Source organism: Chitinophaga sp. 30R24 (assembly GCF_049056765.1).
Taxonomy (GTDB): domain Bacteria; phylum Bacteroidota; class Bacteroidia; order Chitinophagales; family Chitinophagaceae; genus Chitinophaga.
On record NZ_JBJGXX010000004.1, the window covers coordinates 292,747 to 303,995 of the forward strand.

Annotated in this window: 7 protein-coding genes; 5 read left to right on the forward strand and 2 right to left on the reverse strand. The window is 46.0% G+C overall.

Annotated features, from left to right (window positions below):
- Positions 1–265 precede the first annotated feature (265 nt).
- The 3 genes from ACDQ55_RS13245 to ACDQ55_RS13255 are packed head-to-tail and all read left to right on the forward strand — an operon-like array spanning position 266 to position 5,955.
- Entirely contained in the window at positions 266–1,600 is a 1,335-nt protein-coding gene (locus ACDQ55_RS13245; protein ID WP_420981875.1) for a TolC family protein, read from the forward strand.
- Between the two features lie 18 nt (positions 1,601–1,618).
- Positions 1,619–2,749, forward strand: coding sequence for an efflux RND transporter periplasmic adaptor subunit (locus ACDQ55_RS13250; protein ID WP_420981876.1), 1,131 nt, complete (start codon positions 1,619–1,621; stop codon positions 2,747–2,749).
- Positions 2,750–2,778: 29 nt separating this feature from the next.
- Entirely contained in the window at positions 2,779–5,955 is a 3,177-nt protein-coding gene (locus ACDQ55_RS13255) for an efflux RND transporter permease subunit (RefSeq protein ID WP_420981877.1), read from the forward strand.
- 134 nt (positions 5,956–6,089) lie between these two features.
- On the opposite strand, the gene ACDQ55_RS13260 is transcribed toward ACDQ55_RS13255, so the two are convergent.
- Positions 6,090–6,488, reverse strand: coding sequence for an SdpI family protein (locus ACDQ55_RS13260; protein ID WP_420981878.1), 399 nt, complete (start codon positions 6,486–6,488; stop codon positions 6,090–6,092).
- A 102-nt stretch (positions 6,489–6,590) separates the two neighbouring features.
- The gene (locus tag ACDQ55_RS13265) at positions 6,591–9,293 is read right to left on the reverse strand and encodes an AsmA family protein (protein WP_420981879.1); all 2,703 of its coding nucleotides are present in this window, start codon (positions 9,291–9,293) and stop codon (positions 6,591–6,593) included.
- 92 nt (positions 9,294–9,385) lie between these two features.
- Between ACDQ55_RS13265 and ACDQ55_RS13270 the strand changes: the two genes are divergently transcribed.
- Complete coding sequence (locus ACDQ55_RS13270; protein WP_420981880.1) at positions 9,386–9,991, forward strand: TrmH family RNA methyltransferase; 606 nt, start codon at positions 9,386–9,388, stop codon at positions 9,989–9,991.
- 12 nt (positions 9,992–10,003) lie between these two features.
- Positions 10,004–10,852 carry a helix-turn-helix domain-containing protein gene (locus ACDQ55_RS13275; protein ID WP_420981881.1) on the forward strand — a complete coding sequence of 283 codons (849 nt, stop codon included), beginning with the start codon at positions 10,004–10,006 and terminating at the stop codon, positions 10,850–10,852.
- Positions 10,853–11,249: the final 397 nt, after the last annotated feature.

Sequence of the window (11,249 nt, forward strand, 5' to 3'; positions counted from 1 at the left end):
GGAACGGAACCCGCTTGGATGCCGTGCTGTTTAAAGTTCTGGATGATCTTGAATCACCAACTCTCTATCAACCCGCCTGTTTATTATAACAGGAGTTACGGCTGAAACACGTTTTTGTAATAATAAAAACTGATATGTAGTCTATACCTATATATCTACATGAAGAACAATAATGCTATGCCATTAGGAACTATCCTGTTTTTACTATGCTGACGTTATTTTCTTTCGATTGGTACAATGATGAACTGAATGTCAAAAGCCTTTTATGAAAAGAGCATTTTATTTCCTGGCTGTGACGTGTGGGGCGTTTTTCTCCCCGCAACTGTTTGCGCAGCAATCTTCGGACTCCCTGTTAGTCACCGCTTCTTTGCAGGAGTGTATCAGGTATGCCATCTATCATCAACCAGTGATCAAACAATCACAGATTGATGAAGCAATTACCGATGGAACAGTGAAAAGCAAGTTGGCCGACTGGTATCCACAAATCAACCTGGACTATAACATCCAGCACTACATGGAACTGCCTACCTCTATTTTTGGTGGCAACGCTACCAAAGTAGGTGTGGCTAATACCTCCACTGCACAGTTTTCACTGAACCAGAACTTGTTTACCCGCGATCTGTTGTTGGCTACTAATACGGCAAAGGACGTACGAAAACAGAGCCGACAAGTTACCGTTAGCAATCAGATAGACCTGGTGGCCGATGTAAGCAAAGCCTTTTATGATGTGTTGCTTACTACAGAACAGATTAAAGTATTGAACGAAGACATTACCCGGTTAGAGCGCAGCCTCAAAGATGCCAATAACCAGTACGCCAATGGTATAGTGGATAAAACAGATGCCAAACGCGCTACCATTTCTTTGAACAATGCCCGCGCACAACAAAAATCTGCCCGTGAGCTGCTTAACGCCAAACAGGCTTACCTGAAGCAACTGATGGGATATCCGGCTAATTCCGGCGATGTGCCCCTGGTACATGATGCTGGCGCTATGGAATCGCAGGTAACCGGCGAAGATACCCTGTTGCAGGCCAATTACAAGAACCGTATAGAGTATCAGTTGCTCGAAACTCAGCAAAGCCTGTTGCAAGCCAACTTGAAATATAACAAATGGAGCTATTTGCCTACGGTATCTGCATTTGTGAACTACGCATTTGCCTGGCAAAATGAACAGTTCAGCAAGTTATACAGCACAGACTATCCCAACTCCTTACTGGGTCTTAAATTATCATTGCCAATTTTCCAGGGTGGAAAACGGGTGCATAATATTAAGATAGCCACCTTGCAACTGCAGCGCACACAATGGGATTTTGCAGCCCTCGAAAGTCAGATCAATTCCCAGTATGTACAGGCTATGTCTACTTACAAGAGTAACTACAACGACTATCTCACACTGAAAGACAATGTGCAGATGGCGAAAGATGTATATGATATGTTACAGCTGCAGTATAAAGAAGGTATCAAAACTTACCTGGATGTGCTGATCGCCGAAACAGACCTGCGCAGCGCGCAACTTAACTTCTATAACTCTATGTACCAGGTATTGTCTAGTAAGATAGATCTGGAAAAAGCATTGGGAACATTAACTGTTAATTATTAAATGGTAACCGGAACGGATATGAAAAAATTGAACAACATTGTATTACTCAGCACTGCCAGTATCCTGGGCTTTACTGCCTGTAAAGGGCCTGCCCAGCAGGGAGCGCCAGTTATGCCTCCTACACCGGTAAATATTACGGAGGCAACCGTAGCACCGGCTGTTTATTACGATAAATATCCTGCCACTGTAGTTGCACTGAATCAGGTGGAGCTGCGCGCCCAGGTATCCGGTTATATCACCGGTATCTTTTTTAAAGAAGGTCAGATTGTAGAGAAAGGTAAACCCTTGTATGAAATAGACCGCCGTAAGTATGAAGCGGCCTATTTGCAGGCACAGGCCAATGTGGCCAGCGCCAAAGCCAGTTTTGATAGGGCGAAGAAAGACAACGACCGCTACGAGCGCCTGGCAGAACTGGATGCGGTAGCCCGTCAGATCCTGGATAATGCCAAGGCTACCCTGGAAACTTCCCGTAGCTCACTGGCTGCTGCAGAAGCTAATCTCGTTGCTGTACGCACTGATCTCGACTATGCTCTGATCAAAGCGCCGTTTACCGGCCGTATTGGCATTTCCCAGGTGAAGTTGGGCGCACAGGTAAGTCCTGGCAGCACCCTGCTCAATACTATGTCCAGCGAAAATCCGATTGGCGTGGATTTCGTGATCACAGAAAATGATCTTCCCCGTTACGCTGGTTTGCAAACTAAAGGTAGCGACTCTACGTTCCGGTTGCAGTTATCTAACGGCACTGCCTATACGCATAGTGGCAAGATCCTGGCCATCGATCGTGGTGTGGATCACCAAACTGCTACCACACGTATACGGGTGGAGTTTGATAATCCTAGCGATCAGCTGAAAGATGGAATGAGCTGCGTTATGCGCGTACTGAACGACCAGTCCGGAGACCGGTTGATTGTACCTTACAAAGCAATTACAGAGCAAATGGGCGAATACTTTGTGTTTGTGGCAAAAGATACTGTAGCTGCCCAGCAGAAAGTGCATCTCGGACCTAAGCTTGGGGATAAGATTGTGATCATGGACGGCATTGAAGCCGGCGATAAGGTGATTACAGAAGGCTTCCAGCGTTTGCGCGATGGCGGCAAAATACAGATAGGAATGCCAGGCGCACCCAATGGCGCGTCTGCGATAAAATAGTTTATCAGTAGAATCAACAGCAGAAGATCATGATTGCAGATACTTTTATAAAACGACCCGTAACAGCCATAGTAATATCTATTGTGCTGGTACTGGTGGGAATATTAGCGATGATGAACCTGGCCATTGGCCAGTATCCGGAGATCTCGCCCCCCACGGTACAGGTAACGGGTACCTATACCGGCGCGGATGCGCAAACGGTGGAGCAAACCGTGGCCACTCCAGTGGAAGTGCAGGTGAATGGTACGCCTGGTATGACTTATATCAACACCAGCAACACCAGCAGCGGGCAAATGAGTATGACGGTAAACTTTGAAGTAGGTACCGACATCAACAATGCTGCGCTGGATGTGCAGAACCGTGTGGGTATCGCACAACCTACTCTCCCGCAGGAGGTACAGCGTTTAGGTTTAACCGTTAGAAAGCGTAATCCCAGCATCCTGATGCTGGTAGCCCTGTACTCTCCCAAGGGCTCGCATAATATTACCTTCCTCGACAACTATACCAACATATACGTAAAGGATGCATTGCTGAGGGCGAAAGGTGTGGGTGATATCTTTACCCGTGCAGATGATTTCAGTATGCGTATCTGGCTGAAACCAGACAAGCTGGCGGAAATGGGCGTTACCGCCGATGATATCCGTGCAGCCCTTGCCGAACAGAATGCACAGATCACCGCTGGTTCTGTGGGCGCCCCACCCCAACAAACCGGACAAACTTTCGAGTATAGCATCTTCACCAAAGGACGTTTAACTACACCGGAAGAATTCGGCAATGTTGTTGTAAAAACCCGCCCTACTGATGGATCATTGGTATACCTGAAAGATGTAGCCCGTGTAGAGCTGGGTAAATTCAACTATGCCGGTAACAACTTCGTAGATGGTAAACGTGCCGCCTATCTGTTGGTGTACCAGGCTCCGGGCAGTAATGCGATCGAAACGGCCGCTAACGTAATGGCTGCTATGGATGAGCTGAAAAAGCAGTTCCCGCAGGATGTGGATTACGTGGTGCCTTTCGAGTCTGTATCCGTAGTAAAAGTATCTATAGAAGAAGTGGTGCATACGCTCGTGGAAGCGCTGATACTGGTGGTGATTGTGGTGTTCTTGTTCCTCCAGAGCTGGCGCGCTACCCTCATCCCTGTACTCGCTATCCCGGTATCCATTATTGCTACGTTCATCTTTTTTATCCCACTAGGATTTACAATCAATACCTTAACCCTGTTCGGTTTTGTACTGGCTATCGGTATTGTGGTAGACGACGCCATTGTGGTGGTAGAGGCTGTGCAGCATAATATAGATCATGGGAAGATGACGCCAAGGGATGCTACGGCACAAGCTATGAAGGAGATCTCCGGACCGGTAATTGCCATCGCCCTGATTCTGGCAGCGGTATTTGTGCCGGTAGGGTTTATCCCCGGTATCGTAGGCCGTTTGTACCAGCAGTTTGCGATCACCATCGCGATTTCTGTAATGATCTCCGCTTTTGTAGCGTTGTCGTTAACACCGGCGCTGTGTATCCTCTTGCTCCGGCCTATGCACCTGGATAAGGATTCTAAAGGGTTGAATAAATTCTTTTTTAAATTCAATCACTGGTTCGGACATACTACTTCCCGCTACTCTCTTGGCGTGAAAAAAAGTATCCAGTTGTTCCGCCTGGTGGTGGTTATACTGATCTGTATTTTCGTAGGTACGTTGATGTTATTCAAGAGCAAGCCTACCGGATTTATTCCTACAGAAGATGAAGGCCGTTTGATCATTACCTTCGACTTGCCGGAATCTTCTTCTACAGAACGTACTGTACAGGTGATGCAATCGATGATGAAAGACCTGGACGAAGTGCCTGGTATCCAGCACTACGCTGCCCTGGGCGGTTTGAATGCAGTGAACTTTGCTACTAAATCCAACAGTGCTACTATCTTCTGTTCGTTGAAACCATGGGATGAACGTAAACCGGATTCCCTGCAGATCTTCGGCATGGTAGCTACTATCACAAAAAAATTAGCGAAGTATAAAGAAGCCAGCGTAGTTGTAATTCCGCCGCCAGCGATCCCAGGTTTGGGGCAAACCGCCGGTTTCTCCATTATATTGGAACAAAAGGGCGCAGGTGAGATCAAAGCTTTTGAAGGCGTGCTACAGGGCTTTTTGGCAGCGGCTAACAAACGCCCGGAAATTGCTAAGGCTTTCTCCTTCTTTACAGCCCGTACTCCCAGCTACCAGTTGGATATAGACCGTGAAAAGGCAAAGAAAATGGGCGTGAAAATATCAGATATCGCTTCTACCCTGCAAACTTACATGGGTAGCGCCTATATCAACGATTTCACCATCTATGGCCGTAACTTCCGTGTGGTAACACAGGCAGACTCTACTTACCGTGGTGATATTAAAAACCTGAACCAGCTATTTGTGCGCAATGCGTCGGGTACTATGGTGCCACTCAGCGCACTCACTTCTTATAAAGTGATTGAAACTGCGCCAGTGATTGCCCACTATAACCTGTTCCGTTCGGCGGAAGTGAATGGTAATCCTGCTCCCGGTTATAGTAGTGGCGACGCTATCAGGGCCCTGAAGGAAGTAGCTGCTGAAACGCTGCCGGAAGGCTATGGGTATGAGTTTTCTGCGTTAAGCCGTGAAGAGATCCTCTCTGGTTCTAAAACCGTGTATATCTTTACGTTATCCATCATCTTCGTATTCCTCTTCCTGGCGGCGCTGTACGAGAGCTGGTCTGTACCGTTCTCTGTATTGCTGGCAGTGCCTATTGGCGCTTTTGGTGCCATTACGGTGCTCACTTTTCTGCCTAAACTGAGTAATAACGTATACGCCCAGATTGGGTTGATTACGCTGATCGGTTTGTCTGCGAAGAATGCGATCCTGATCGTGGAATTTGCGAAGGAACGTGTGGACAGGGGAATGGACCTGGTAACCGCCGCGGTAGAGGCAGCTAAGTTGCGTTTACGCCCGATTATCATGACTTCCATGGCCTTCCTGCTGGGTATTATGCCATTGGTGTTCTCTTCTGGCGCAGGTGCGGAAGCCCGTAAAACTATGGGTTGGACGGTATTGGGTGGTATGTTCACGGCTACTTTCCTGGCTATCTTTATTGTGCCGGTATTGTATGTGGTGATCACTCGTTTGGCTTATGGTAAAGATAAACTTCGTCAAATGAAAGAAAACTATCAATCTGTGGGAGAACATGACATTCAAATGTGATGAATGCGGTGCTGCTGATAGGATAATTTATATGATGGATTTGCTGAAAAGATGAGCCAGAGATAATTAAGAAGGGTTTATAATTGTACATACACAGGAAGGCGTTGCAGTAGCAGCGCCTTTCCTGTTTTGTTTTATGCTTTTATGCTTTTGTCGTGGAGGATGCGTTTCCCGTCTTTATCGAAATGCCGGGTAAGTTCCCACTCTGTATCGCCTACAATATACATGATACCGGCGGCCACCGCCCCTACGGTAATGTACAGGAACCAGTCTGTTTGCCGGTTGAAAAGCAGGGCGCAGATAATGCCTGTGAGCATCAGGATAATGCCTACACGCCGGGAAATAAAGGCGGCATACTCATTGGCAGCCTGCCACATCTCGGCATTTTTAGTGGATAGGAAACTGCGGTAGCCATACCACGACCTTGTGCTTTTAGGCGGAAAACGATGGATCAGGAAACCGATGAGGAAGAATAACGCGCCGGCAAATATCGCTGCATTGCAGTAAGTGGACTGGAGGAAACTTAACAACATGATCCGGGGTTTTATATTGTATAGTAAGTTACGAAAAAACACCAGGATGGGGTGGATATTTTTCTGCCAGGCAGCGGTATGCCACTACCTGGCAGAAAGTGATTAATGTTGGGTGCTATCCGCTCCCTTTTTCTTGCCAAAGAGATTCTTGAGGGTATTTTTTACCGATTCGCCAGCCTGTTTACCTACGTTTTCCAGTGGTTTGCCGGAAGAAACGGTTGCAGTAGTATCTTTCTTGCCGGTAAGCTGGTTTTTCAGTTCGTTTTTCAGGTTGTTAACGGCGGTATTCTTGATCTGGTTAAGGCTGTCTTTTACCGTATTTTTTACGGTATCTATTTTATTCTTTACCAGTTCGGTAGCCTGGGATTTCAGGTTAGAGGCTGCTTCCCGCAGATCTGTTTTGATGCTGGGTTTCAGGAGGTTACCAGCCATCAGGATCTGCAGGTGTACGCTGTCGTCCAGGTTTACCGGGATGCCTTTGCTTTGGGCCTGTGCCGCCAGGTTATTCACCAGGTTATTGCCGGCAGCGCCCATAAGGCTGCGGGGCAATGCCAGTTGCAAGGTATAATCTAAGGATTGATCGATGCCATGGGAACCTGCAATATCCATTCGTATGCCGTTTGCCGTTACTTTAAAGGGATTTATTTTTACGCGTCCGTTTTCGAAGGTAAAATAGCTCTTAATGTCGCGGAGCGACAAATCTTTCAGTTGTGCTACGTTCAGTGAGCTGGCGAGCTGGTCTACCGGTGCAAACTGTTTCAGGAAACCTTCTATCAGCAGCAGGTTGCCATCACCGGTAAGGGTATTTAATTCGGGCGTCATGTCTTTTCCCAGTTTGCCATGCATAGTTAGCTGGGAAGAGATCTTGCCAGACAGGAATTTACCGATAGGCATCAGCTGTTGTATGGTATTAAATGCATTAAATGTTTGTTGTACATCCAGGTTTTGCACGTTATAGGCCAGGTTAATATCAGGATTTGTTTTGCTGGCTTTGGTGCTATAGCTGCCATTGATTTCCATAGTGCCTTGCAGGGCATTGGTTTTCAATTGTTGCATTGTTACGGTCTCTTCTTTTACCAGCAGGTTGCCAGACACATTGGCTAAATCTACTTTATCGTAATGTACTTTATCTACGTTCGCCTGCAACGATATATTCAGGTTGGCTGGCACGGCGAAAGGCGCAGACGTAGTAGTATCCTTGCCGGGAGAAGAGGTGCTGGCTGCATTTGCAGTGCTGGCGCCCATCCATTTATCCAGGTTGATCTCGTCTGCTTTGAAATGCAATTGCCCGTCCAGTGGTTCATTTTTAAACGTATAGGCGATCAGGTTATTTACTTCACCATCGGCGGTGAAATTGGTGCCCAGGTATTGTCCGTTCAGGTCTTTTACCGTTACATTTTTTGGGTTGAATTGCAGGAAGAGATGATTAACCTTAACGCCGTCTGGGTAATCTTTGCTCTTGTACAACATATCGCTCAATTGCAGGGAACCGCTGGCATAGAACTGATCGTAATGTTGCTGTTGAATGGCACTCATATGCCCTTTGGCGCTGATGTCGGCATCAAGTAAGCCGGTGAGGTGGGTGCTGGCATCCAGTTTTACGAATTGGGTAAGTTTAGAGAGGTCCAGTTTCCCTTTGGCGGCTGCGTCTACATATAGGTCGGATATTGGTGTTTTTACCAGCAGGCGGAGATCCAGCGGGGTATTATCCATTTCCAGATGTCCGGTAGGCATATCTATGATGGTATGATCCGGAATGCCGTCAGGATTGCTAACCTTCATGGATATCTGAATATTTTTTACCGGCTTGGGCAGATCGGGATATTGGAAGAAACCATTTTTTACTAATAGGTTTATTCCAAAAGCGGGCATTTGCACCGGTGAATAATTACCTTTTACAAAACCATTGAAAGCCGCGTCGCCGCTGGTTTTTATTTTATCGAAATCAGTCTGGTATACAGCGGGTACCAGTGATAGTAATTCTTTGAAATGGGTGGCAGGCGCATTGAAGCTCAGGCCCATGCCGTAGGTAGAATCGTTGACCAGCCGGAAGAAACCTTGTAGTGCCAGCTCCAGATGATTAAGCGATGCTTTTCCATCCTTAAACGTATAGGTATTGGTGTTATTATCTACCTGGATAGTGGCGTCCAGTTTGGTTTTTACCTGAGACAGGTAAGGAACCGGTCCATACCGGAATGTAACGCCTGCTGCTGTGGTAGTAGTTTGCAGCAGGAAGTTGTCTTGCGTGAAATCTCCCTGGCCTTGATGGGTTAATCCGGTGATCAGCATTTCCATGTTGCCTTGCCGGTCTTCATAATGAATCCAGGCATCATCGATACGATACTGCTGCAGGCTCAGGGCAAAACTGCTCTTGGCAGTGTCTGCAGGCTGGGCGGCTACAGTGTCTGGCTGGAGGATGTTCCAGTTGGCGCTGCCATCCTGGCTAATAATAGCGTGTATGCGTGGCTGCGAAAGAGAGATGTGATAGATGTCCATTTTATCTCCCTTTATAACGCTCATCAGATTAAGCGCTACATCTATTTGTTTAACAGATAGGAGGGTATCTGTTGCAAAGTTGCCGGTGCCTGTTATCTGCAGGTCTTCCAAACCTACAGCCAGGCGGGGAAAATGTCGGAACAGACTAATGTCTACCGTTTTAAAATCTACATGGGCTGTTAAGTGTTTATTCAGCTCCGTTTTTATTTTGGCTATTATCTTATCCTTAAAGAAATAAGGGATAGCTACAGCAGTGAGTACCAAGACCAATATTGTGATGCCCACAATTTTTAGGATCTTTTTCAGCATAGGTTTAGAATATTTAAAGTGAAGATAAGCATAATGCAGAGGCTAAAAATGATCTCTGTACTATTTCGTATTTTCGTGTTAATATTCAGTTTATGACACCAGAAAGAAGAGACCGATTACTGTCTACGTTAAATAGAAGACAGGCTAATTTAACCGTAGTATTGGAAGATGTACAAGACCCGCATAATGTAGCCGCAGTAATGCGTACCTGCGATGCGGTGGGCATACAGGATATTTATATTATCACTACCCTGGCGCCTCGCCGCAAAAAATGGGGGCACCGGAGCAGTAGCAGCGCAGAGCGATGGCTCACTGTTCACCAGTTTGATAATGTGGCAGATTGTGTAACGGCGCTCCGCAAAAAATACGACAAGATATTTACTACCCATCTGGCAGCAGGTGCTATCAGTTTATACGACATTGACTTCAGCGGTTCTGTGGCCTTGGTATTTGGCAATGAACAGAATGGGGTGAGCGAAGAGATCAGGGCATTGGCAGATGGGCATTTTCTTATTCCGCAGATGGGCATTATCCGTTCATTAAATATTTCAGTGGCATGTGCTGTTAGTATTTATGAGGCGATGCGTCAGAAAACGTTATTAGGGCATTATAAACAACCAGGTTTACCATCAGCGCAATACGACCAGTTATTGGAAGAATGGGGGTTTCGGGAAGAAGATTTAGATAAGATAGAATAACACGCTTTCCATATGGCATTAACAGGCAGACACTTTGAAGTAACGCCGCCACTCTCGGAAATTGTAAAACATTTTTATGCAATACAATCCTCGTCCGATTTTGTGGCCACTATAGCGCATCTTTCGCCTAATTATGAAATGATGCTGGTCTTCAATTTTGGCTCTCCGGTAAGGGCTTCCTTTGCCGCCGACCCGCCAGGCAGTATCTTGATAGGGAAAATAGCCTTGCTCGGCCCATTAAAGAAGATGCTGAACTATGAGGTGTTGCCAGCTACTGATATGCTGATTACTGTATTTAACCTGGATGGGTTTTATCGGCTGTTTCAGGTAGCAGTAGACAGTTTGAACAGCAACCAGGTGCATCATCCGGATATATTAATGCCCACTGCCTGCAGTAATGAGCTGTGGGAAGTATTGAGCAGAATTTCCAATCAGGAAGAACGGGTACAGGTGCTGCAGGAGTATGTACAAACATTCAACCGTGAAGCAGATTCGGCAGCGAAATTATTACGGGAAGGTTCCGCTTATTTTAATGATTCATTGTTGCAACCAGTAAAGGCAATTGCGGCAGACGCCGGTCTTTCGGAACGCACTATACAACTCCGGTTTAAAAAATATGTAGGGTATTCCCCCAAGGAATTATTGCGTTTCCTGCGGTTTAAACAGGTGATCCGCAGCATAGAACAGTATTCAGGAGCGCAGATCAATTGGTTTGATCTGATCTACGATTTTGGTTACCACGACCAGAGTCACCTTATCAAAGACTTTCAGCACTTTCTAGGGACTTCGCCGGAAACATTCGTGAAGCAAATATTGGGTAAAGAATTTTGTGTAACCCGTCCGGGGCAATTTGACCGTTGACTGGTGGTATAAAAAACGAGAGTGTCTCAAAAGTAATTTTGAGCGGCAATTTTTCATTTTGATAAAAAAGCTGCAATGGGTGCCCATTAAGGGAAGACTGTCACGGTCGGCATTTTACGGAAGAAGACTTATTTTAAATCCTCTTATCACACCGATCATTGCATCATATTTAACATTGCAGTAATAAAAAAATATATATTTACGCCGTGTAAGTACTGAGCGTTATCCCTTATGTTGGTTCATTTGTATGAAGAAGTAGTATCCCCGTGTCAGCGAAATGTTTCAGTTATAACGTTTAAGGATATATTGTTTGCCGAAGGCCATTATTATCAATGGTGCTGATAACCTTATGTGTGTGTTTGTATGTAGCATTATTTAACCCTATATAATAAATATC

Excerpts from the sequence above, each read along its gene's own strand:
- ACDQ55_RS13245 (WP_420981875.1), top strand. The coding sequence starts at position 266 with ATGAAAAGAGCATTTTATTTCCTGGCTGTGACGTGTGGGGCGTTTTTC.
- ACDQ55_RS13250 (WP_420981876.1), top strand. The coding sequence starts at position 1,619 with ATGAAAAAATTGAACAACATTGTATTACTCAGCACTGCCAGTATCCTG.
- ACDQ55_RS13255 (WP_420981877.1), top strand. The coding sequence starts at position 2,779 with ATGATTGCAGATACTTTTATAAAACGACCCGTAACAGCCATAGTAATA.
- ACDQ55_RS13260 (WP_420981878.1), bottom strand. The coding sequence starts at position 6,488 with ATGTTGTTAAGTTTCCTCCAGTCCACTTACTGCAATGCAGCGATATTT.
- ACDQ55_RS13265 (WP_420981879.1), bottom strand. The coding sequence starts at position 9,293 with ATGCTGAAAAAGATCCTAAAAATTGTGGGCATCACAATATTGGTCTTG.
- ACDQ55_RS13270 (WP_420981880.1), top strand. The coding sequence starts at position 9,386 with ATGACACCAGAAAGAAGAGACCGATTACTGTCTACGTTAAATAGAAGA.
- ACDQ55_RS13275 (WP_420981881.1), top strand. The coding sequence starts at position 10,004 with ATGGCATTAACAGGCAGACACTTTGAAGTAACGCCGCCACTCTCGGAA.